The sequence below is a fragment of the uncultured Parabacteroides sp. genome, assembly GCF_905196875.1.
GTDB lineage: Bacteria > Bacteroidota > Bacteroidia > Bacteroidales > Tannerellaceae > Parabacteroides.
In genome coordinates this window covers 138,626-163,429 of sequence record NZ_CAJJWO010000003.1, presented here as the reverse complement: position 1 = coordinate 163,429, position 24,804 = coordinate 138,626, and the positions used below count along the sequence as shown (strand labels likewise).

General features: G+C 44.3%; 12 protein-coding genes. All 12 read right to left on the bottom strand.

Translation table 11 applies throughout. The features are described from left to right. A complete protein-coding gene (locus tag QZ076_RS02155; protein WP_293709896.1) occupies positions 1-885 on the bottom strand; it encodes a TIM barrel protein in 885 nt (294 codons plus the stop codon). Positions 886-1,118: 233 nt separating this feature from the next. Beyond that, positions 1,119-4,286 (bottom strand): DUF5107 domain-containing protein, encoded by a 3,168-nt coding sequence (locus tag QZ076_RS02150; protein ID WP_293709891.1) that lies wholly within the window; start codon positions 4,284-4,286, stop codon positions 1,119-1,121. Between the two features lie 101 nt (positions 4,287-4,387). Beyond that, positions 4,388-7,372, bottom strand: a complete 2,985-nt coding sequence (locus QZ076_RS02145) for a glycoside hydrolase domain-containing protein (RefSeq protein ID WP_293709888.1) — start codon at positions 7,370-7,372, stop codon at positions 4,388-4,390. 19 nt (positions 7,373-7,391) lie between these two features. Further along, positions 7,392-8,399 (bottom strand): sulfotransferase, encoded by a 1,008-nt coding sequence (locus QZ076_RS02140; RefSeq protein WP_293709886.1) that lies wholly within the window; start codon positions 8,397-8,399, stop codon positions 7,392-7,394. Between the two features lie 5 nt (positions 8,400-8,404). Continuing rightward, positions 8,405-9,583 carry a chromate efflux transporter gene (chrA, locus tag QZ076_RS02135; protein WP_293709885.1) on the bottom strand — a complete coding sequence of 393 codons (1,179 nt, stop codon included), beginning with the start codon at positions 9,581-9,583 and terminating at the stop codon, positions 8,405-8,407. A 1-nt stretch (position 9,584) separates the two neighbouring features. Next, on the bottom strand, positions 9,585-11,075 hold the full coding sequence (locus QZ076_RS02130; RefSeq protein WP_293709883.1) for an aryl-sulfate sulfotransferase: 1,491 nt from the start codon (positions 11,073-11,075) through the stop codon (positions 9,585-9,587). Positions 11,076-11,149: 74 nt separating this feature from the next. Then, positions 11,150-12,706 carry a RagB/SusD family nutrient uptake outer membrane protein gene (locus QZ076_RS02125; protein ID WP_293709881.1) on the bottom strand — a complete coding sequence of 519 codons (1,557 nt, stop codon included), beginning with the start codon at positions 12,704-12,706 and terminating at the stop codon, positions 11,150-11,152. 31 nt (positions 12,707-12,737) lie between these two features. Beyond that, entirely contained in the window at positions 12,738-15,905 is a 3,168-nt protein-coding gene (locus tag QZ076_RS02120) for a TonB-dependent receptor (protein ID WP_293709879.1), read from the bottom strand. 501 nt (positions 15,906-16,406) lie between these two features. Next, a complete protein-coding gene (locus QZ076_RS02115; RefSeq protein WP_293709877.1) occupies positions 16,407-16,802 on the bottom strand; it encodes a hypothetical protein in 396 nt (131 codons plus the stop codon). Positions 16,803-17,074: 272 nt separating this feature from the next. Continuing rightward, positions 17,075-19,903 (bottom strand): NPCBM/NEW2 domain-containing protein, encoded by a 2,829-nt coding sequence (locus tag QZ076_RS02110; protein ID WP_293709875.1) that lies wholly within the window; start codon positions 19,901-19,903, stop codon positions 17,075-17,077. Positions 19,904-19,984: 81 nt separating this feature from the next. Next, positions 19,985-22,744 carry a GH92 family glycosyl hydrolase gene (locus QZ076_RS02105; RefSeq protein ID WP_293709873.1) on the bottom strand — a complete coding sequence of 920 codons (2,760 nt, stop codon included), beginning with the start codon at positions 22,742-22,744 and terminating at the stop codon, positions 19,985-19,987. Positions 22,745-22,827: 83 nt separating this feature from the next. Further along, complete coding sequence (locus QZ076_RS02100; protein WP_293709871.1) at positions 22,828-24,804, bottom strand: glycoside hydrolase family 97 protein; 1,977 nt, start codon at positions 24,802-24,804, stop codon at positions 22,828-22,830.

The window sequence follows — 24,804 nt, the reverse complement described above, 5'->3', positions numbered from 1 at the left end:
TCAGACATCACATATACGGATACATTTTTCAAGGGAAGCGATCTTGTCCGGCTGGCGGGGAACAAACTCCTGGCCGACAAATCCTTTATAGCCGGTTTCTACTATCGCCTTCATAATAGCCGGATAATAGAGCTCCTGTGTTTCGTCTATCTCCGCACGGCCCGGATTACCTCCGGTATGGATATGGGAGAAATATTGGTGATACTTCTGGATATTCTCGATAATATTCCCTTCCATGATCTGCATGTGGTAGATATCATATAACAGTTTGAAGTTGGGAGAACCGATACGACGGCATAGTTCAGCCCCCCAAACAGTATGGTCGCACTGATAATCTTTATGTCCTACGCTGTTCAGCAATTCCATAGTAAGGACTACATTATGCTTTTCAGCCAATGGTATCAGTCGTTTCAACCCCTTTTCGCAGTTTTCCCAACCTTGCAGGTCAGTCAGGCCGTTTCGTCTGCCGGAGAAACAGATCAGATTGGTCAGTCCGGCTGCGGCAACCTGCGGGATAACTTCTTCGTAGCTGGCTACCAGTTCATCATGCAGTTTCGGATCGTTAAATCCACGGTCGATACCCAGGCCGGCACCTTGTGCCATTGCCACAGTTAGGCCGTGCTTCTGAACGATCGGCCAGTCCTTCGGGTCGAGCAGTTCGATAGATTCGATACCGATCTTCTTACATATTCCGCAAAACTCTTCCAGCTCATAATCACCAAAGCACCATTTACTTACGGAGTGACGAATATTCCCTTTCAAAGGTTCGGGTGCTTCCGTCTTTTTCTTCTTTGCCGGATTTGCAGCCTCCAGGCCGGATACAGCTATCGCTGCTCCTCCGACTAACGCGGTCTTAATTGCAGTTCTTCTTGAAATGTTTTCCATGCTATTAGAATTGATAATTAATTAGATGCTACAAATATAAGTAAAATTAATCTACTTCAATAACTCATCCAGCCAGGGTAATACCCACTCTTCTTTAAAATAATGATTCTTCGCAGTCCGAAAGTTCTGGCTCCATATATCTATGGGATATCACATAGGTAAAAGAAAAGTTTCATAGGCATGAAACAGTTGTTTCACCTAGAAGAAACAACTGTTTCACTATAGAGAAACTATTAGCGGAAGCTATTACCGTTATTTGAAAACAGACGGACGATCAAATCAAAGTTAGCGTCGCGGAAAGAAGTTTCCCACGGAGTAGTATCCGCCTGATCGTTGCGGGATTCAAGTATCCCGGCAGCTTTCTCCTTTTCACCGTTATAAACGGCGGCACACCATTGGGCGATACGGTTTTCCGGGAAGCCGGTAGCCCACGAAGCCACCATACGATCCGCTTCGGCCTGTTTGCCTGATTCACGCAAAGCGAGTGCACTCAACAGGTTTCCGGAACCGAAATGAGAACGGGCGGAGGGATAGCCGACAACTGAAGCCAATAAAGCCTCCGATTTCTGTTTATCACCCAGTCCGGCGTATGCCTGTGCTTCCATATAATCTTCCAGACGGCTGTCGATCATATTGTCGTAAGGCTTGCCTACACCTAAGTTTTCGGGCCATTCCTTCGATGTTTCCACACTCTTCAAGACCTGTTTATAACTCTTTTTACCCAGCTGTTCCATCGCCTTATATAGATTGGCTTCACGGTAGACAGCACGGCCGGCATAAGAACCTTCGTTGGGAAGAACCTGTATTTTGCTCAACAAGGAAATACACGGCTGATACTGGCCTGTCTCACACAATGCTTTTGCATACTTCAAACCGATGTAGTAGTTCGACGGATATTTCTTCGTGTATTTCTTTCCTGTTTCAACCGCTTGCTGCCATTGGTTATTGGAGATATAGTGGTTGATCAATGCAAAACCGGTACGCCATGACATTTCTGTCTGCTCCGCTTTCAGCAGGTCTACCAGGCGGGCTTCGCCGCTCTTCAATGACGCACGGCTCAGGTAGAAAGGAGCATAATCCGCTTCACCACAGTTGTTAAAGAGTTCGAGTGCCTTCTCCTTATTATGGTTTGCCCAATAAATAAGGCCCTGATAATAACCGGTCTTCCAATCGGGACGAACCGTTTCAGCCCACTTCAATGCTTCCAGTGTGGAAGGACGGAAAGGGAATACCGACTGGGGAGATCCGGCGTTTGCCTTCTCCAAAGCGGCCAAGCTTCCGGTTTCATCGCCTTTCTTATGCAGAAGATAGGCCGTCTTATAGTTTGCCATCGGATAGTCAGGGACAAAAGACAGTAATGTCAATGCCTCCTCTTCACAGCCGGCTGATTCATACCATTCAGCCAGTTCCATATAGGTTTCGAAAGGTAGTTCGTTGCGGATCAGGGATCCGAAGTCCTTTTTATCCGTGCCGTTCAATAGATAGTTTTCAAACCGTGCAACATGATATAACGGAAGTTCCTCCAGGAGTGAAGAGATGATCGCTTTCGCCTTTTCCGGTCGATTTGTTTTACGATAGACAACCATCAATACATGATCGGCACTCAGGTTCAGCTTATTGAAGTCAAGACTCTTCAACGCATAATGTTCTGCTTTCTCCCAGTTCTGATCGATCAGGAACATTTCCGCCAGCTTTTCATAAGCAGCGCTACGTACCGACGGAGAATAAGAAGCGACGGAGAAACCGTCCTTTGCATCGGTATTATTTCCCAGTGCCCTATTACATAAGCCGTATAGATAGTTGGCTTCTCCCTGATACGTATTAATGCTCAGTGCCGTACGGCAATGCTTCAATGCTTCTTCGTATCGTCCTTCCCGGTAATAGAGGGAAGCCAGGCTTGTCAGCGCCGGAAGGAAATAAGGATCTTTCTCCAATGAGGCGGAGAGATATTTTTCTGCCTTGTCGTATACTTTCTGGTTCATCCACTGATCGCCCTGCGTATAAAGGCCGTAAACAGAATTCCAGTCAAAGTCCGATGACAATTGTTTCGGACGGTTAGTAATATTATCCGACGGGACTTCCGAATAAACCAGCAGGTCGTTGCCGACCACCACTTTCAGCTTTCCGGCGGCAACGGCATTGTCCAACGGAACAGAATCCTTCCATGTCTCCAAAACACCGCAACGAAGCGGAAGGGAACGAACCATCTTATCGCCATCGTAAAGCTTGATCTCTGTGGATAATTGTTGCAACGGAGAGAAATACAGTTTCAGGAAACCGTCTTCCCTCAGCACATTCAATGCACCGATACGTCCGGCTTTGGATACGCCTTTGATGCCTTTTACCGGAAACCAGTATTCCGTCCACTGGTCGGTTGCCTGCGGGCCGAATGCGGTATGTTTATACGGAGTAAAGCTACTGCCCGATGCCGGTTGGTTATACATGCGGCCGGATTGCAATTCGATATACTGACCGTCGGTATCCGTCAGCAGGTCTTCCCAGATACCGCCTTCACGGGACAGTCCCCAAAGGAATATTTTCATACCCAGCTTCTCGTCGTAATCGGTATGATGGATGGAACCGAAATCATCGTCGTGCCAATAGGCTCCATAGAAATCGTTGTATTTACCCAACACGTGGTAGGATTTGGAATTTCCGAAGTCATTCTTTTCATACCAGGAGATATCGCGTCCCTGTTCATCGATAGGGAAGGAATAAAGCTCGCCACCGTGGCCGATGTAGTTGGTGCCGGGATAACAGAACTGCGCGTTTCCGGCTGCCTTATAGCCTGCATTCATCCACTGGTAATAGGGTTGGTCGATCGAAGAACTGTTATGCCAGGTCGTTGTTGTCGTAAAGTAAGCCTTGTCTTTGGGAAGGTTTACTTCGACTGTCCAAAGGGTGCGGGTTACCAGTTCATAGGAAGAAACATAGCAACTGACACTGCCGTCGGCTTTCTGTCGGGTTACATAGTCGACCGGCGTGCTGGAGGTCGGTACATGACCTATAATACCGAAGTTAAACTCGATACCGCCGGAAGTCCACGGCCCACGCATGGCAATATCACGGAACTTCACCACGTGGTTGTTATAGATAAATTCTTTGCCGGTCGTTTTATCTACTGCTCCCCAGATCTTCCCTCCTATCTCGGGGAAAAGAGTCAGGCGGATATAATCGTTTTCAAGTGCCACCACTTTCCACTCTTTATCCACCCCTTTAGCGGCAAAGCCATCAAAACGGAAATAGGGATAGAAGAGGTCGGAAGGATCGGCCACCGGGTCCGGATCGGAGAATGGATAGGTTTTAACCGTTTGTATACTTTCGGAAACAGTAGCCTGTTGTTGTGCAGATAAAGGTTGCAATATAGCGGTTGCACAAAGAAGGATGAGAATCTTTTTCATGGTAATTTCTTTAAATAATAAACAATTGTATAAGGGGAGAAATTCTCCCCTTATACAATTAAGGAGTACATTTACTGTCAATTATACTATATCAGCCCGCTTTATTTTGCAATAATTAACAAGCCTTTCCCTTTTGGTACGGTGATCTCATCACCCGGTTTCCAGGTTGCTTCGGTCTGGAAATTATCTATGGCCGGAGCATACAATGTTACTTTTGCCGGATCGAGGCCCAGTTTCGCCCAGTCGACAGAAAGAGTGACCCGGGCATCGCCCTCTTCCCAGGTAGCCAGCGAGATCAAAGTCTTCTCTCCCGGATGCGTGTAAATGGTAGCCAACGTCTTTTCACTGTTCGTCTTCACCGGGTTGTCTTTCACCCAGTAGCCGATCATTTCGCTTTTCTGCATACCGAATGAATCCCAAAGATGCCACAACGGTCCATTGTCTACACGCGGACTGCGACCGGTCATGCCATACAGCATTCCACGCCAGGCGTTACCGCCGCCTTCCAGCATTTCACCCATCAATCCGTAAGGGATACCGGATACTTCAATCAGCCAGAATTCGGGCGGGAAGTCATAATTGAAATATTCGCCGAACCACAAACGATCCAGATACGGGAAATGTTCGAGATAAAGATTGGCGCTGTTGGCAAAGCCATCCTTCGGATTATACTGATTAGCCGAATGCAGGTCGATCATTGCGCCCGGATTCGTACGGTTCAGTACCTTACGGATACGTTTCATCGTCATACGGTCGAATGCCAGGTCATCGATATACAGGCCGTCGATACCGACATTTTTGCCCAGCCAGTCGAGTCCTTCCAAATAATAATTATGCCAACGGGATACACCGCTGTTCACGATCGCTGCATCTTTCAGGTGAGGGACAAACCAGGCTCCGATATAATTCTGATCCAGATGCTCCTGCAACCAGGAGAAGCCGCCGCCGGGACCTTCCGAGAATATCTCATTTCCCAGACTGCGAAGGGCATACATTTCCACACAGCTGTTGGACAGTTCGCGGACAGTATTATAGATCTTCACCTTCATATCCCGTGCATGTGCACCATCGATATAAGCCTTCATTTCTTTCGTGCGAAGGAACGGATAGTTGATAAACGGATTGATACCCGTTGCATGGTGGATATTCAGCACATTGGCACCCAACTTCTCTACCTTTTCGATAAAGTCATAACTATGATAGTAGCGTTCGCGCCATTGCTTATCCGTATCGATCGGGCGGAACGGGGTGATTGCCACATTGAAATAGTAATACAGCTTATCGCCTTTCTTTACTTCCCGTTTACCGGAATAAGCATTGATCCGTGTCCCATCGGAAGCGTTATTGATGTCGATCCCTCCGTTTCCGTTATTGCACCAGGACAGAGGCATATGTAACGGTTTCTGATGATAGAAGTTTGTATTCAGCGGACGCTCATATTTATTATCGTAGAAACGGATCTGAAGACCGGCATTTACATCGCCCACCCACGGGCCGTCCTGGTTCTTTTCAACATCCCATTTCCAACGCAGGTCATTAGGGCAAAAGCCGCCTTTCTCTCCCAGTCCCATCATATAACGTCCGATGCCGGGAGCCAGATGAGTACGCAGACCGATATCTTCGACAGATGCATTTTCGCGGGCAACCAGCGTTACCTTATATTCGATATTTCCATCCGACTCCATCTCTCCTTCCAGATCCATCAGGAAATGGCTGTTCTGGTTCAACGCTTTCCAGGCAATAGCGCCCTGTTTATGTTTTGTAATTTCGAAGTTCAGATTTTCCCAGGCACCGCCGTCTGCCGCCAGTTCCATAGGTGCAGCCAGGATAGAACGGCCATCGGTACCGATACCGGTCATCGTTTCTTTAAAATAACTGGTGATATCTGCCGGCAGGCCGAGAGAAGACAGTTTCACTTCACGTCCCAGGCAACTGATCGTTTTATCCTTCAGGACTAATGGTGTGTAAGGAGCGATCACCTCATCGTCAAAACCGATCTGTGAGTTCAGCCAACGCAAGCGGGAGTGACGCCAGGGTTCATTATCCCCATGATTGGCTATTATATTCTTAGAGACATTCAACGTTACCTGTACAGTCTTACTTTCCGCATTGGCGGCAGACACAGTAACCGTACCCTGATACATCCCCGAAGAAAGATGTTCCGGCAACTGGGTTCCGATCCATAATGCCTGTACCTTGCCTTGCTCGACAGAACAGTTCTTTTTGAAAACAGTGCCCGTTACATCCGTTCCTTCCGTATTGAAACAGGTAAATGAAGATGCCGGAATCTGTTCGCCAGTAGCTGTATTTGTCAGAGCAGAGAAGTCTACGTGCAGGTTCTCCACCTTTGAACGGGCCGCCCATACGCCTAACTGGAAAACATAATATTCGCCCTTGTCTGCCTGGCCGCTGAAATGGTCGTGACGGTCGTCAGCAATCCATTTATAAGGAATATCGGTTGTCATACGGATCGGATATTCCCGGTCTTCGGTAAACAGGATATATTTTTCTCCCGGACGCTCTTTCAGTAAACGGGCCGTTTCATCAGCCGTAGCAATCACTTCCATCGGATAGAAGCTGTTCAACTGGTTTATAGCCTGGAATTGTACTACCTTAGCAGCCGGAAGCGACGGGGCTTTCTTTCCCGACAGTTTATTCTTCTTCACCCAATCGGCTGAAGCCGTATTTTCGAACGGCGGATAATTAACGGTTGGATAATACGGGCTACCGCTCATTACATTCTTCAGGTAATAGATATAATACTCGCCCGGAACTGTCTGCGGTTGAAAAGCGACTTCCCCTTTCTCCCGGTTCACTGTAAAGCGGCATACATTTGTAATATGTTTTCCCGTGGCAGCATCTACCACAATCAGATTCTTATCTTCCGGATTCAAATCACGGCGACGCCATTCGATCGTTGCCAGCACTACATCCGACGGTTTCTCTACCGATACGACTACCCGATGGTTTCCCAGGGAGTCGGCATTCCAGGTCCCCAACCCATACAACTCGTCGGTAGGTACGGTCTGAGCTTGTAAGTTACTGAAGGTAAACAAACAAAGCAGAGTAAATAGCATTTGTTTCATACGCATTAGTGTTTAACGATTAATATTGTTTTATTCGATTGATCAATTCATCCTGCGGACGCCTTTTCTCGAGGTCGGTCGGATCGGCCTGCTGAATAAAAGCATTCTTTAAGCGACTGTTTTCTTCATTAAATATCTCTATCTCCTTGTCGGAAAAGCTATCTTTCAGTAGATCAGGGGGAGTACATAAGGAATACCCCAGTTGCTGTAAAAGATCTCCGGCTACGGATTCAAAGATAGTAATATCTTCCGAAGATAATTCACGCAAAAACTTATTCGTGTTATCTTTTATGATCGGCTTGGTTACATTCGACCACATCTTACCGGCTACAGCTGTATTTTCCGACTCCCGGCTCTTATAATACTCCATTACCTGATCGGAATAGGGTACATGCAGGAAGTCACAAAGGCGGCGCATCGTTTCTTCCGGACAGGCAATCAGTGTTTCATAGTTCAGCATAAAGAAATGATCTTCTGCAGTTTTCTCTTTTAAACGAAGTGCCGCCTCCTGATCTTTTTTCCAGTTTTGAGCCAGCGCATAAATATGTTTTTCTCCTACAATCGCTTTTTTAAAGGAGAGAGCCACATCACGTCCGTCACGATAGAGATAGATATAATAAGGCCGAACTCCCGTAGACTCGATTCCTTCTGCATAAAACATATTCTTCATGCTCTTACAAAGCCAGAAAGAAGCTCCGGTCTGACAGGCTGCCGCTTCATAGATCACACGGAACAGTTCATATACTGTTTGCTGTTTACAAGCTGCAAGTATTTCATCGGTGCGGATGCTAATTCCCTCCCAGGAGACAGGATTTACTGTAACCAGTTCGCAGACATCCGTTGCTAGTCGATGAAAATTCGACTGATCCGACAAGTCGCCATACTTAGGTAATAAAGGCAGGAAACGCTGAAGAATATGCGGAGGATGCGGAGCGACAATCTGTTCTATACCATCCAGCATTACACGCAGCAGATTGGAACCGGATCGCTGCGTTCCAATCATTTGTATTCCTTGTATTGTATTCATAGAATTTAGAATAAGATAAAACCCGCCACGCCTGCTCCAAGGATCAGGTAGATCGGGCTGATTGTGTATTTAAATGAGATAATGAATGTGATTATAAAAATAGCGACCGCGCCAACCGATAATGTGATCGTCTGCCCTATCGTTATTGCCGAAGCGAAGATCATCCCGATAACAGCCGCCCGTATCCCTTTCATTGCGGCTTTTACTACAGATGAATGATTCAGCACCTCTACAAAACGGGATAATAAAACCGTCAGGATTGCCGGTGGAGTAAATATGGCAAAGGTAGCCAGGAAAGCTCCCAATACTCCGGCCACTTTATAACCGATAAAGGTCGCTGTAATAAAAATAGGACCGGGAGTAATCTGCCCGATAGCAATACCGTCGGCAAATTCCGCCGAAGTAAGCCATTTCAGATTCTCTACAAATAATTCATGTAATGCGGGAATGACAACGTAACCTCCTCCAAACAGTGTCAGGCTTATTCCGGAGAAAGTAGACAGTATCTGAATATCCTTAGGTGCCTCCGGAATTTGTCCACCCCATAACAACGTACAAAGTAGCAATAACAGCACTATACCCGACACAACCAGCTGTTTCCTATTTATTAACGCTTTTCCATCAGGCAATACATCTTTCTTTCCCGGCTGACGGAATAAGAAGGCTCCGGCTATCCCACTACACACCAGCAATAAAAAAGTAACAGTAAAACCTCCTATGAAAATCAACAACAAGGCAGCTAACAGGCAAATAATCCATTGCATGGTTAGTTTCACTGTCTTACGCGTCATTCCAATAGCAACCGTAACGATAAGGGCCATAATAGCTGGCGTTATTCCGCTGAATACATTCTTCACTGCCGGAATATTTCCATAAGAAAAATACAGCCAGGAAAGCAGAATCACCAATAGGAAAGAAGGAATGATTATTCCGGCAAAGGCCATTATCGCTCCCGGAATTCCTCTCAGGCGATACCCGACATAAGCGATTGTATTCACCGCTACAGGCCCCGGTAATACCGAGGTCAACGATATCCCATCCAGCAAATCTTCTTCTTTCAGTTTTTTATCAACCTCCACTAACTGTTTCTGTACGATAGCGATAAGTGACATATAACCGCCAAATGCCGTAGCGCCCAATTTCAAGAACGTGAGGAAAATGTAAAAGAGTGAAGCCTGCCCCATATCACTTAATTTCTTTAAAATATTTATCCCAGGTTTCTACCGGAACATACACTGCCCGATAGGGGGCATAATACATGATACTTTCCCAGAGAACCTTTCCGGATTGGTCGGTAACCATTATAGAACCGGTCTTCGAACTGGTCTGCAACAGATTTCCGTTAGGAAGGAGATAAGCATTCCCCATGCGGGAAGTATACTTTTCGGGAGGCAACATAGCATTAATAACCGTTTCTGCTGTAAAGTTCTTTTCATCTAGTTTAAAAGCTTTCGCTCCCGAACGTTTGTCATACAAGCCGTTATCAAACAGCATCAAATCCCCCTGTTCCGTAATATAGGGAGCATGCTGAAAAGAGAAATAGGCAGTTGTATCCATTTTGAAGTCCCCATTTCTACCAAACTTCCAAAGTAATTTACCACTCTGACGGTCAATCTTCCATATCTGGTCTTCAATCGGATTAGACACCAGGTAATTTCCATCCTTATCAAAGCACAATCCGTTCATATGGAAACGGTCGTAACGGTATTCATCGATATACGGATCGTTAGCGACATCCCATACATCCCATGCCGACCAGGTTTTCAAAACATTTCCCAGGGTATCTATAACCATGATTCCGTCACCCCCCAACGTATCGGTCACCATTTTACCATTCACCGGTATTTCTGCAATCTTTTTAGGGCGGTATAAAGTGTGGATATGATTTTCTTCATCCATCCAGATATCATGGTGGATAATCTGGTGGTCTTTTTCTTTTTCAATTTTATTAAGGTCTAGGCGCCACATTTGTTCGCCCGTTAAAGAGACTTCGACCAGTCCGGTTCCACCAGCAAAACCCATAGAACCACGGCGCATCGGTTTCTTATGTTCTTCATTGGCTATTTCGGCCGGCGTTTGGGGAGCATCATCTATCTGATCCATTTCAAAGGGACGGAGCATTGCCAGAATCGTACCACGCGGCGTTAGTGAGGCTGCACGTACCCCCACATCATCCACCTGCCAGTACCAACGTACTTCTCCCTCATTATCAATCAAGGCCATATATCCGGGCAAACGACCGAAACAAACCAAAATCATACCATCACCCAAAGCAGAAGAATCATGCGGATATTTTTCACTAAACCAGTGATTAACGAGCCAGGAAGACTGTTCACGGGTTTTAAACGTCAAAGGTTTCGATTTCTGTTTAAACAGATTATCTATCACTATCTGATAAGTATATTCAGTATTGGCTTTCAAGAGCAGGAGGTCCAGGTGGTGAAGCGTATCAGCCGGAGTTGTAACTGTTCTGAATTTCTTTCCTGTTAAGTTTTCCGTGTATTCTATGTAAACAGGAGCCGGTTTTTGAAGGACTATCTCTGCTCTATTATACATAGCGGTATTTCCAGGAGAAGTTAACGTAACTTCTACAATCGCATTCCGTTCGCTTAAATAAATCCAACCTATAACTACTCCGACAATCAATATACAAACAAAAAAAATCAGACGCTTCATATCAATCTCTTTAAAAATATTAAACAAAGGATGCCTGTATCCCTCTTAGATACAGGCATCCGACAAACTCGAATTTATTTAGGAAGGCGTTTAGGATTTTCTGCCTCCATATAGCTATTCTGCTTAGTTTCTACAAAAGGATACGGCAAATAACGCATATCAGGTGTTACTGTAGTTCCCGTTATATCCATCTCTTTCAGATGAGCATTTACAGTCTCTTCATATTTACCAAAGCGGATCAGGTCAGGACGGCGTTTATACTCAAACACCAGTTCAAAACCACGCTCATCAAGAATAGCCTGATTCATAGCTTCCTTACTTGCAGGAACTGGGAAACGAGGATCTTTTCCATAAGCAGGAGCACCGGCACGTTCACGAATCTCATTCAAATAAGGCAATGCAGCTCCCGGTCCATTCAAGTTGTTTTCTATTTCAGCTTTACACAAAATAACATCTGCCAAACGGAAGATAGAGATAGTACGTCCATCATAATATACATCCGAGACCATCTCATAAGTATATTTTTTGGTCGCTACGTTAAGTAACAGTTTTGTTGTGTCATTAGGAGGTGTGTTCTGTCCCTTTTCCGGCATCATATAATAGAAACCATAATCGGTTTTATCATCTCGGGGACTTCCTCCTGTATAATTAAAATAGAAAAACTGCTTACGCGGGTCTGCATCATCAAATTTGCGCCAGAAAGGCAAAGACACAGCATAGAACTGCCAACGTCCCATAACTTCCGGATGATCGGAAGGACCAAAGTGAAGAGCTATTTCACCACCATTTGAACCATTTTCATGTAAGATACAAAAGATAGATCCCATATCATATTTATTGGATTCAGACCATTCATTCTTAAAGTCAGGATTCAAAGTATAAATGCCCTTATCACGCAAAGCCAATACCATATCGATATAAGTTTTTGCATTCTGATAATCATGTGCACGCATATAAATTTGTCCGATCAAAGTTGCAGCAGCGCCTTTAGTTGCACGGCATAAATCCGTTCCAGTCCATTTCTCAGGCAAGACCTCGAGTGCTTCTTTCAAGTCTTTCAAAATGAAAGCATCAATCTCTTCTACAGAAGTTAAAGGCATATCCCTCATTGCAAGCGGATTTTCAGAATATTCCGTCACCAATGGAATCGGTCCAAAAGCATCTGTCAGATCGCGATAAGCCAACGCCCGAAGAAATTTAAGCTGAGCAGCTATCAGTTGCATCTTTTCTTCAGTCATATCTGCATTTACATTTGTATTGTTCAACTTTTGAAGAACTGTATTGGCATTCGATATAACCTGATAAATATATCTCCAGTTATCACGAAGATACTGATTGTTTGCATCATAAGACATGACACTCATAGCAAGCGGATCACTTGCTGTTGAATAACCAATATCTGTTGTGTAATCAGTAATCATTACCAAATAACCTGCATAATACTGCCAGGCATCACCCGGGAACGGATTTAAATCCGCATAAACACCGACTAACGCTGCATTGAAATCTTTTTCCGTTATATAAGCGTTGTCAGTCGTCAAATTGCTATATAAGGTCGGCTCCAAATCTGTACATGCCGTAAATCCGGAAACTAACCCGGTGGCTAATAGGCCCATCAATATTTTTTTCATATATCTCATTATTTAGAAAGTAACAGATTATTTAAAATGTAATATTTAAACCTACCGTGTATGTTCTCATACTTGGATAGGCATTAAAGTCGAGACCGGCACCCACATTGGCCGTTTGATTGGAACCACTATTCTTGGCTGTATCATAGGCTTTAGTATCTACTTCAGGATCCCAACCACTATAACCGGTTATTGTGAACAGATTCTCCATAGATACATAAACACGACAGGAAGAAACTACTTTCTTAAACGGAACAGTATATCCAATTGTTAAATTCTTCAAACGCAAATAAGAAGCATCTTCAATAAAGTGGTCATTTACATATCCCCCCTTATTCTTTGTTATATTAAAGAAACCATTACGAGGTATATCTGTATTCGTATTAGTAGGTGTCCAACGCTTCAAAGCATCGGTTGTACGATTCAGTTCCATATTCATGCGTGTCATATTCAGCAACTCGTTGCCTATAGAGCCTTGGAAGAAAATAGAAAGATCAAATCCTTTATAAGCAAAATTATTCGTCAAACCAAAAATAAAGTCAGGAGTAGCATGACCAATAATCTCACGGTCTTTATCATTCAATTCACCGTCACCGTTCAAATCTGCGAATTTAGGATCCCCAGGTTTAGCATCCGGCTGTAACGGATAGGTTTCTCCCTCCTGTATTACACCTAAATATCTATAGCCAAATAATGATCCTAGGGGTTCTCCTTCACGAACAATAGCATATTCCTGTTCTGTGACTGTACCTGTCGGCTTAGATGTTTTAAGACGTATTTCACCATTTGTACCCAAATCAAGAACTTTGTTGCGGTTGAGTGAGAAATTAAATTTAGTATCCCAAACAAAATCACCGGTCAGGTTATGTGAGGTCAAATCCAGTTCAAAACCTCTGTTTTGAATAGAACCTACGTTGCTCTGTCCCGAAACAAAACCGCTATAGAAAGGCATATCCATATTCAGCAACAAATCTTTTGTCTTTTTGAAATAACCATCCACTGTTACCGACAACCGATTGTTGAAAAAGCCCATGTCCAGACCGATATTATATTGTTGAGTTGTTTCCCATTTTAAATCGGGATTTGCCGGACTAGATTGGTTCATATGCATACCGGCAAGATTACTGGAGCCGTCCATCGTCAGATGTGTGTTTGACATAAGAGCAAAAGAAGCATAATCGCCAATACGTTCGTTACCTGTAACACCAAAACCGGTTCTTAATTTCAAGCTGCTGAAAATATTCAGATTCTTAATGAAGTCCTCTTCACTCATTCTCCAAGCTAAAGAACCTGAAGGGAAAGTACCCCAACGATTATTTGCACCAAAACGGGAAGAACCATCACGACGAACTGTTACTGTTGCCAGATATTTGTCCATCAAGGTATAATTAACACGTCCGAAGAAAGAGATCAGGATATTTTCAGTTTTATTGGAAGCGATACTTGTCTTCTGAGCAGCAGCACCTAAATTGTTATAGCTGAATACGTCGGTAGAGAAATCTTTTGCATTGATCTTTCGATAATCAGCAGAAAACTTTTCATAAGTATAACCGACCATCGCTCCGAGGTCATGAATCGTATTGAATGTCTTCATATAATTAACAACACCTTCAAATAACTGACGGGTACCGGTATAATCATACGTACTGGCTACGCCATTATCGATACTTCCCTGATAAGTTGTAGAGGCAGGAAGATAAGTGCCCTGAAAGTCATGCATAATTTCGACACCACCTGTAGCTTTAGCAACAAGTCCTTCTAACGGATGAATCTCCAGATAAGCACTACCGTTAAATTTATCATTTTTAGCGTCATTCTGACGTTCCATCAGGTTAGCCAACGGGTTATCTCCACGGCCACCAGGCACACGGCCGTAAGTGCCATCATCATTATATGGTTTTACTGTCGGATCATACGACAGAATGCTAAGTAATACGTTAGAATTAACTATATTACCACTATATTCCTGAAATTTAGAAGTTTCACGATGTGCATATACCGTAGCACCAGCTTTAATATAATCATTAATAGTCTGATCCACATTTACACGTCCCGAAATACGTGAAAAGTCTGTATTCTTCAAAATACCATCTTGTTTATAATATCCTAAACTGGTAAGTACTTTTGTTTTTTCAGAACCACCCTGAAACTGGATACTATGATCCTGTACCATACCCAGACGTGTACAGACATCGATCCAGTCTGTATCTACATCCGATTGCAACTGTGAAGGAGTATAAACGCCATTCTCCGTATTTTCACGTCCTGGCAATTCCTTGAACAATGCATTTTGTAGATTCATATAATCCTTTGCATTAAGCAGGTCAAACGGGTTAAGTCTTTTTTGTACTCCAAAATAGCCATTGTAAGAGATCTTATTCTCACCGCTCTTTCCACGTTTGGTTGTGATCAACACAACTCCATTTGCTCCACGGGCACCATAAATAGCAGTAGCGGAAGCATCTTTCAGAATTTGCATGGATTCAATATCATTCGGATTAATATTCAACCCCTCTGAAGAAGGGAAACCATCCACAACATACAATGGTTCATTAGTAGAACTGATAGAGTTGCTACCACGCACACGTACAGAAATACTTCCTCCCGGAGCTTTAGATGTTTGAGATACCTGAACACCAGCAGTTTTACCCTGCAATGCCATAGCAGCATTACTTACCGTACCTCCCATAGTCATATCATCTGCCGATACGGAAGATACAGAACCTGTTAAATCTTTCTTCTTTTGATAGCCATAACCAATTGCTACAACTTCATTCAGCCCGATCGCATCTTCTGCTAAAACAACATTAACAGTGGGTTGGCTACCAACTTTAACTTCTTTGGTTGTATAACCAATAAAAGAGATAACCAATGTCGCATTATTAGGAACTTCCAATGTATAGTTACCATCCATATCGGTAACCGTACCATTTGTAGTTCCTTTTACTACCACATTTGCTCCGGCAATGGGTTCACCCGCATTGTCTTTTACTACACCCGACACCTTTTTAGCCTGTTGAGTGATCGTAACACTTTCATTTTTAGCTTTCGTTGCATCTATTCCGGTCGGAATTGCATACGAAGAAACGATGGAAGAAATACATAATCCGACTATAAGACCGGATCTTGATAGCACCTTCCGCGTTTGAAAATCTGTTGCTTTAGCAACAAAGTTCTCTTTTGGTAAAGCGTTGTTCATAAAATAGAATAATTAGATTTATATCTGCGTTACAATAGCATTAACTCTTACAATAAACTTATCAGAATACCAACAATTGACCTGAGTTCAATAAGAACTCAGGCAAAAACATATAAATTCTAGGATGGGAATACGTAAAATGGTCTTAGGTTGCCTCTATTCATAAAAAATTGAGTAACAAGAGTGTTAAATCCTTATTATTTTTAATAAAACCAACCGATATTAGTTCTTTTTTTATATATTTGGCAAAAAATTGAAAGAGTTCTTATTGGACTAAATCATATCTTTAAGAAAGGTTTTCTTGATCCACAAAATGATATTCATAGCATAAAGTTGATTTACAACAAATTACATACTGCTTTGTAAAAAAGAAGCGGGAATTATTTTAGCCTAATAATACATACATTGATAAATTTATAATAAAAAAGGCATGCTTCGTTTTGAACATGCCTTTTTAAAATATATTCGTTATACCTAAACTAAGAAAATAAGTTAATTGACCTATTTACGTACACGAAAATAAATTTCATAAACTTCTGAACCACTCCCATAGTCTGCAACAATTTTATATTTAACTGCTACTGGAGTTTTATCACCCACACAAAACCAAAAGCTAGGTCCCGTACCAGATGTAGGTCCACAGCCAGCCGTTTCCGGAGTCTCCAATGTCCAACTACAAGAAATTAGGCCTGCTGTATTTAAATATACAGATACATCTTGATTATTCTGTATATAGTTCTCATCTCCCAACTGGAGTTGACCAGACGTATTTGACGTAGTATAATAACCGAGAGGGCTAGGAAGTGCAGAAGCCTTTTCCCCAGCATTAACCAATAACAAGCTTATTCCGCAGAATAAGAACAATAAGAAAATCTTAATAAATTTCACTCTTTTCATAATCAGTCTTTTTAATTAGGTTACTGTTTCTAAAGATACAATAAAACAATCACAAACAGCCCCATCCTTCCTTAAATATTCAATGCGTTAACATTATTTACACGAAGATCGCAAAATCAATATTACGTTATTTCATAAGTATCTCCAATTGCATATACTTTTAAGCAAATAAATTTTCACTTTTCACCTACTACAATATAAAATACTGATTTAAAAAGCAATACCTATTCAAATAGCAGGTGAATAGTTTAAATACCATTTTAATATGTAGATTATTCGATCACCAACCAGGTATTTCCGCGAGCAGGTATTGTTACTTTTATATCTACCGTATAATCGCGATTCAACTTGTAAGAAAGCGGAGCATTCTCCTGTTCCCGTATCCTGGCAACATCAGAGATTCCCGTATAGTAAAGCGGAAGGCGCACTGTCCGGGTAATCGGCTGGTCGGTCGGATTGAACAACAAGGCAAACCCTTTTTCTTTTTCGTCCGGATTCACATGCATAAAGCCGTCCCAGTCGCGTCCATCGGCACGGCGCAGATGGATCAGTTCGCTGTTGAGGATATTACGGTATTTCTTATACCAATCGATCACCTCGACTACGGCCGCCTTTGTTTCCGGGGTGTCATATAGACGAGGACCACGATAGCAAGCCTGTACACCGGCTCCGTAATTCTGGATCATATGGGCTTTATAGTCGAGGATATGGTCTTTCAAAGGTTCCAGTGTAGCGGCTGATCCGCCTCCGTGGTATTGGGTAAGCGGAACAAATGTCCAACACATTCCCGGAAGACGTTCCCACAAGCCATCGTACATCACCTGACGTCCCAGCACCAACTGACGTTCGCGGGGAAGCGACCAGTTTACTTCACGATAACCGATACCGACTTTCGATCCGCCATTCAGCATATAACCGCAATCGGGGATGTTCGTATAAATACCGGTTTCACACATCCACTGGTAGAGGTCGACTATTTGTTTTCGCTGTTTCCATTGGGAGTCTTTTAATCCCTTGTGATGTGCATGCGTGGTAGAGGCGCAAACATTCCCCGGATAAGAGCCATCGTTCTCAAAGACAGTCATTCCGGTCTTTTCGAAGAAACCGCGTATCTTGCGGAAATAATCGTATCCCCATTCACTGGACAGGCAGGGGGAACTTCCGAAGATCATGCCTCCCCGTTTTCCTGTCTCCGGATTGATCACATCGACTTCATCGCTGATCCACCGGCTGGATAACAAGGAATAACCGCCAAGTTCTATTCCTTTGGAATTGGCATATTCGGTAAATTCTTTAAATTTGGCAATGTTCGCATCACTTTCATCCTCCATGTTCATGCCTGAACCAAAGCTGAGGATCACCATTTCGTAACCGGTTTCGGCACATTGGTCGATCGCCGTTTTCACTACCTTCGGGTCAGAGGAGACACAATGCAGAAAGATCGGATTCTCAGTTGTCCAGGGAGCGATTTTACGATACATCCGTTTCTGGAAAAGACCTTTCCGCTCACGGTCGTCGCTATCGAAAGGCATCAGCCAGGTACGGAAACTCTGGAACTTACCTCCGTCAGGAATATCTTCATCAGGCCCCATCGGTAGTTTTACTTCCAACAGGCACGGCGTCAACAAGGGATAATTACATTGAGAAGTATAACGAGGATCCACACTCCAGTTTTCCGTCCGTTCCGCTTCCCGTTCGGTAAAACCGAGAAAAGCCCAATCACTTTCCACATGGATATTCGGTTTAAGGAACTGTTCCGGCCTTTTGGCTTCTACCGGAGATTCGGGTTCTGCCATAGCCAGCTGTTCAAGGGTAAACTCATCCAGCGTTATCTGCATTCCGGTTTTATTCTCGATCTCAAACCATTTGCTGATACAAGGGATGCCGTCATACAAGGCATAATTCAGTTTGACTTTGACACCTTTCAGATAATCAGGCCCTTCCAGATAGAAAGAAAGCACTTTGCCGGATGTTTCTCCCGGCTTTACAAGCGACCAACGTTTGTTCGCCCATTGGATGCGAGGCGCCAACTCCCTAATATCAAATCCGGTCACACGAAAAGAGTTAGGCAGAATAGTTAAACTGTCAATCCATTTATATTGTGTATAACCATACTCGAATTGTCCGTCGAGGCCGCCAAGCGTATAAATCTTATCATCGATCTTCAGGATGCCTTCGTTACTGACAGCACGGAGCATGCTTTCACCGGTCATCTGATTGATCAGGTCGACGGTAGCAAGATTCGGATAGATGCGGAATATACGGCTTACCAACCCGTTAGAAAGAACGATATCTTTTCCGTTATGTGTTTGATACACGCCGGCTTTTATACCTTTGGTATTGAGCAGCCAGTCTGTTTGGGGGCGTGCCACCGGCAGATCGATCGCCGGTAAAGTGGCAATCTTACTTCGCAACGTTCTTTCTATTTCAGCAGGCATTGTCTCAACGGCTCCTTTATAATCTGCATTTACCAGCGAAGGTTTGATCTCGTTATAAGAGAAAACAGGATCGATCCAGTCGGCATGGTCGCCACTTACGCCATCGCCACCATCATCCACGATCAACTCCAGTACGTCTATTCCGGATACATCGAGTGAGATATCACGGGCTTTCTCTCCTCCGCGAACCATTCCGCAGTTATACATTTCCTTTCCGTCGCCTACCAGGCGGAAGACAACACTTCCTTTATCAAAAGAGCCGTCCCCGGAACCGACTCCGACAAACTGCTTCTTTCCTCCGGTACCGTCCGTCCGGTAAAACAACATCGTCCCGTCCGTCATCGGTATCTTGCTGAAATCTTCTTTTTTATAATCCAGCGAATGGTCGTTTATACCAATTTTGCAAGTGAATTGCCCGGTGTTCTTTCGCAAGCTCAGTTTTATCTTACTGTTTGACTGCACACCGACACCTTGTTTAAACTGTTCGCCGGTTACCACCAGCTTTTCACCGGTAACGGCCGCATTCTTCATAGGTGATCCATACTGCTGATAAGCCAGAGACAGATCCATCTCAGGTAAAGAAATTGTATTTTGGGCACCAGCGTCCCAACCTGAAAAGAAAAATCCTCCCATAAGGAGAAATAAAGAAAGAGTCTTCTTCATGGTAGTTAAAAGTTAGAATATAATAAGTACCCAAAGATACTCAAAATATCTCCGGGGACTATATAGGTTACATAGAACATTTTATTTGCCCCAAGCTTCATTGGGAGTATCGCCCAGCCATAACTCCAGTACACCTCCGTCTGCAAAGACGGTATGAGGGATTTGGAAAGAGTTATGCTCTTTTCCGTTAAGACGTGCACGCTGGATATAACAATTGGTTGCCGAATTATTATATGTCTTTATCTTGAACGACTTTCCCTTATAATAATCAGTATCCAGCGAAATGGTCACCTCATCAAACACCGGACTCGTTATGTCATAGTACGGATCACGGGAAGAGCCACCATCCAACCCAAACAATCCGATCGCCATCAGAGCGCTTACACCACCCATCTGTCCCTGGTCTTCATCATGTCCGCCATATCCTCTGTCGGGAGTAACCGCGCCATAGGCCTGTTCCTTTACACGACGCACCCAGTATTGGGTCAACCAGGGTTTTCCAGCATGCGAAAAGACATGTGCATTCGAGCATCCCGGCTGGTTGGCATAGCTGACATAACCACTGCCATATCCATAGACGAAATCCGTGGCTTCCGACTCCCTGAAAGCAAAGTCCAGCTTACTGCAAAGACTGTCGTTTCCTCCCATCATCTTTGCCAGCCCGGGGATATCGTGCGAAAGTCCGAACGTAGCCTGCCAGGCATTCGCCTCTACATATCCGCTACCGCTCAACGGGTCGGTATGGCTCCATTCCCCATTAGCCTTCTTCGGTAAAATCAGACCCAGTTCCTTGTTGAAGGAAGCCGGCCAACCTGTTGCCCGCTTATTGTAATAATTATAATCGCTTTTCTTTCCCATTTTAGCAGCCATTTCAGACAAAGCCCAGTCCTCGAAAGCCCATTGAATGGTCAGGCCGGCATTACCGGGGCAATATCCGTTGCTGACATAGAAGTCCAGTTCCTTATCCAAGTCCAACGCCAGCATTCCTCCTTTGGAATGATTCCGTTTCATCGCTTTGAAAGCCTTTTGCGGGTCCCACTTCCGGACAAGCCCTTTCTGGAAGGCACTCGTGATAAGGGAAGTGGCCGGACAGCCTGTCATGATATAAGAATATCCGCCGGCACAAGGACCACGGGGAAGCAGGTTCCCATTGGTATCGTATTCCAGCAAAGAGGCGGCAAAGTCATCCAGCACGGAAGGGTAAGCCAATCCCCAAAGCGTATTCAGGTTCCATTGAGTCAACCAGAATGCATCCGAGTTATACATATGATGTTTCACTTTTCCCTGTCCGTCTTTAGCCAGTTGCCGCACATGGAAACGGATATTTTTCGTCTGCGATCCTTCCCGGGTTCCGTCTGTATAATCCGGATATTCGCCATTAAAATCATCCAGTTTATGTCTTCCCAGTAAAGAGTGCCATAAATCGGTATAAAACTTCATCTGTTGGTTGTGGCTTCCTCCTTTTACATCGATCCGTCCCAGCCATTCATTCCATTCTTGCTGTGAATCGTGCCGTACCCGGTCAAAATCCCAGTGGTCGCAGTCCTGTTTCAGGTTCTCCCAGGCATTATCCGTACTTACGTAAGAGATAGCCACTTTCATCTGTAATTGCTCTCCCGGCTGTACCTGATAATTTGCCTTCACCCCGGAAGTAGGGGCGTCATGATAACTCATTCCCTGGTTTCTAGGAGTACTCTCTTTCGTTCCCTGCAACTCATTTATGTCCTTGAACTGCTGTTGGTCTACCCAACCGTCCAAAGCCTTGAAAGGAGTATCGAACGTTACGGCAAAATAGATCCGGACCACATCTGGTCCTCCCCATAACCGCCCGGTAGTATCAAAATAACCTTCTACACTGTTATCTCCTTTCTTATGCACATGCGCATTCACCATGGTTGAAGTCCCGACATAACCGCCCAGGTTCAGCAGGATATCAGCCGCATTCTCTTCCGTATATGTAAACCGGTAGAAGCTAACCCGGTCGGTAGCCGTTTGTTCCACCCATATTTTATAATTATCCAGAAACAGCCTGTGATAACCTGGTTGCACAATCTCTCCCTGATGCAGGAAAGAAGATTTCCAGGACTGTTCTCCTCCTGTCGGGTCTACCTCTCCCGCCACCGGCATCACCGTCAATCCCGACAGCATCCAGCAATGGATTTGTGGAAAACCCAGCACTTCCGTCGAATTATAATTATACCCGCCGCCATACTGATTTTTATTTCTTGTCAGCGGTGCTGCCCCTATCATTCCATAGGGTTGATTTCCTGTGATAAAGAAAAAGTATCGTCCCCGGGCAGTCTCGATATAAGGATTGACCCAGGAGACATAATCGGTATAATCGTCGGGAGAAGGAAAAACCTCTATCTCCGAAAGACCTACCTGTGTACCAGCTGCATCGGTCACCTCAAACCGTACCCATTCGACCTTCCGTGATTCAAACTCAACTTCTTTGGGAGTCCCATCGTTGGCCATTCCCCATACATTAATCTTACTTCCATCACTGAAATGCAATACGCCTCCGGCTATATGAGATTCCATAGCCGGCCGATCATACAAAATGATCTTATTGATATTTACGGGACGCTCCCAATCCAGTTGTATCCAGGGATAATCGATCTGTCCCCAGAAAGTTTCGGTACTATTGGATACCCATTCGCCTTTATCCAAAACTCGTATTACACCGTCGATTGCCTTGTTCGCATCACGATCAGCATCGATCGAGGAAGAAGCCGATGCACGGGCCTGCAGGGCTATATTATAAGGGGTTGCCCGGCAAATAACCGGACAACAACTTAAAAACATGATAAATAGTGCAAATAAGCTTATCTTTTTTTCCATATAGTTGTACATGATATTTAATGCAAAAATAGACTTTCACATTCCTTTCGGAAATAGCAAAAAACTGCCTATTCTGTGCATTATTATTGTTTACCGCTTATGGATATGCGTGCCACAAAACCTCCTCCTGACATTAACTCTTCCTTTATTCGTTGTCCGGAACGTATCTTGCTCTTTTTTACTTCGATCTGTTTCCGGTTACCCGAGGCATCCGAAGCTATCTCTATCTGATATTTTCCTTTAGGCAGGAAATCCAGTTTCGCATCAAACGTGTGGGCTGTCTCTCCGTTAAGAACGGTCAGATACCAGACATCTCCCTTTCTCCGCGCCAAAGCGGCCAACCGACCGATCTCGCTTTCCGGTAAAACGATCGTTTCATCCCAGGTTACCGGTACACTTTCTATAAACGACCGCCCCGGGCACGACAGCATATCTTCCATGTCTGCCGCAAAGATCAACATCGGGGAAGTGAACATATAGATCGATGACAGCTGATGTCCAAAAGTCACAGACGGATGACAAAAACCACGGAAGTTCAACGGTGTATAATCGGCAGCTCCCACCAGCCAGCGGGTAAACGGCAATACCGTATTATGATAAGGCCAGGGCGGACCCGGAGCCCAGCTATTCTCTCCGCCTACACATTCCAGTCCTCTTACAGCCTCTTTCGCCAGCAGGTTCGGATAGGTATATGAATCGCCTGTCGGCTTATTCACGCCATGAAAGATAACCATGAGCTTCTCTTTGGCAGCAGCTTTCAGAATATTTTCCATCAGATTGACTGTAAAAGCATTCTCCGTATGGAAAAAATCAATTTTCAAACCTTTCACTCCAACTTCCGCACACTTCTTCATAAAATCGGCACGCTCTTCCGCATCTACCAGACCCACATCTGATTTATTTCCAAACCGGGGAGACGAAGAACGCCATACCCAGATATCCACATTCTTTGCTTTAGCATAATCGACCAGATCTTTCAACATCTCCCACTTGGTCCGTCCGTTTGCCTCTTTTTCCGTTTGCTGCCACAACTCCCAGCCGTCATCCACCACAACAGACTCAATACCCAGTTCGGCACATCCGTCCACATATTTTTTATGATTGGCTACACTCAGCCGGTCATTACCTTCCACCAACCAGGTGAACGTCGCTCTGCCGGGTTTGATCCAGTCGGTCTTCGCCCCGTCAGGGAAAAGCGTTTTATCCGGTTGGTCGGATACCTGAGCGACAATCCGGTTATTCACCAGGCCATTCAGATCTTTAGCCAGCATAAGAACACGCCAGGGAGTTACGATTTCCTGACTCTGCTCTTTTGGCGAAACAGTCCACGGGACATTACGTACAGCTTCATGCCAGTATTTTGTAGGTGGAAGACCGGTTATTATCCCCGTTTCCATATGTCCTTTATTTTCCACATAACCGAATTGTACCCTGTTTGGAGCTGTTCCAAACAGTACTGCTCCATGATAATTGAACAGATTGGCTTCCGTGATTGCTGCATAAATCCCATTCGGCAGATGGAAAGTGGCAGGCGGAGCCAGTAACTCACCTTCTATACGATCGGTCTCCCGTTCCTGATACTGTTGCAACCAGCCATATTGGAAAGGACCGCTGGCATACCAAACTTTCGTCTGTGACGGAAAGATAAATGATGTTTCCTCTCCGTAAATACAGACTGGTCCCTCTGCCGGGATACGATACCGTAAGGCAATCCCATCCGGAAATATTCGGATATCCATATAAAAACGACTTCCGTCGGCTTGCTGTAACTCATAGACAAGCGTATTATTTTCCTTTTTTTCCTTGTTAAGCAATTGAACGTCTTTCCCCAGCTGACGATTGTCGACATTCAAACCTAAAGGAGCTTCCCTGATAACTGAGTTTTCCTCATAAGAGACATCCAGCACCAATTGTTTATCGGCATTCGCCTCTACTTTCAACTTTACCGGGGTAGCACCAGACATGGCATCAACTCCCTCTGCATTCTTCCCTTTTACGAGCTGATTAGCACTCAGTAAAAGCAATGCTATCACTAAAATCTTCGATACATGATTATTCAT

What these genes read in the sequence shown, in the direction of transcription:
- QZ076_RS02155 (WP_293709896.1), bottom strand. Translation starts at nt 885, where the DNA reads ATGGAAAACATTTCAAGAAGAACTGCAATTAAGACCGCGTTAGTCGGA.
- QZ076_RS02110 (WP_293709875.1), bottom strand. Translation starts at nt 19,903, where the DNA reads ATGAAGAAGACTCTTTCTTTATTTCTCCTTATGGGAGGATTTTTCTTT.
- chrA (WP_293709885.1), bottom strand. Translation starts at nt 9,583, where the DNA reads ATGGGGCAGGCTTCACTCTTTTACATTTTCCTCACGTTCTTGAAATTG.
- QZ076_RS02120 (WP_293709879.1), bottom strand. Translation starts at nt 15,905, where the DNA reads ATGAACAACGCTTTACCAAAAGAGAACTTTGTTGCTAAAGCAACAGAT.
- QZ076_RS02140 (WP_293709886.1), bottom strand. Translation starts at nt 8,399, where the DNA reads ATGAATACAATACAAGGAATACAAATGATTGGAACGCAGCGATCCGGT.
- QZ076_RS02105 (WP_293709873.1), bottom strand. Translation starts at nt 22,744, where the DNA reads ATGGAAAAAAAGATAAGCTTATTTGCACTATTTATCATGTTTTTAAGT.
- QZ076_RS02125 (WP_293709881.1), bottom strand. Translation starts at nt 12,706, where the DNA reads ATGAAAAAAATATTGATGGGCCTATTAGCCACCGGGTTAGTTTCCGGA.
- QZ076_RS02150 (WP_293709891.1), bottom strand. Translation starts at nt 4,286, where the DNA reads ATGAAAAAGATTCTCATCCTTCTTTGTGCAACCGCTATATTGCAACCT.
- QZ076_RS02145 (WP_293709888.1), bottom strand. Translation starts at nt 7,372, where the DNA reads ATGAAACAAATGCTATTTACTCTGCTTTGTTTGTTTACCTTCAGTAAC.
- QZ076_RS02100 (WP_293709871.1), bottom strand. Translation starts at nt 24,804, where the DNA reads ATGAATAATCATGTATCGAAGATTTTAGTGATAGCATTGCTTTTACTG.
- QZ076_RS02115 (WP_293709877.1), bottom strand. Translation starts at nt 16,802, where the DNA reads ATGAAAAGAGTGAAATTTATTAAGATTTTCTTATTGTTCTTATTCTGC.
- QZ076_RS02130 (WP_293709883.1), bottom strand. Translation starts at nt 11,075, where the DNA reads ATGAAGCGTCTGATTTTTTTTGTTTGTATATTGATTGTCGGAGTAGTT.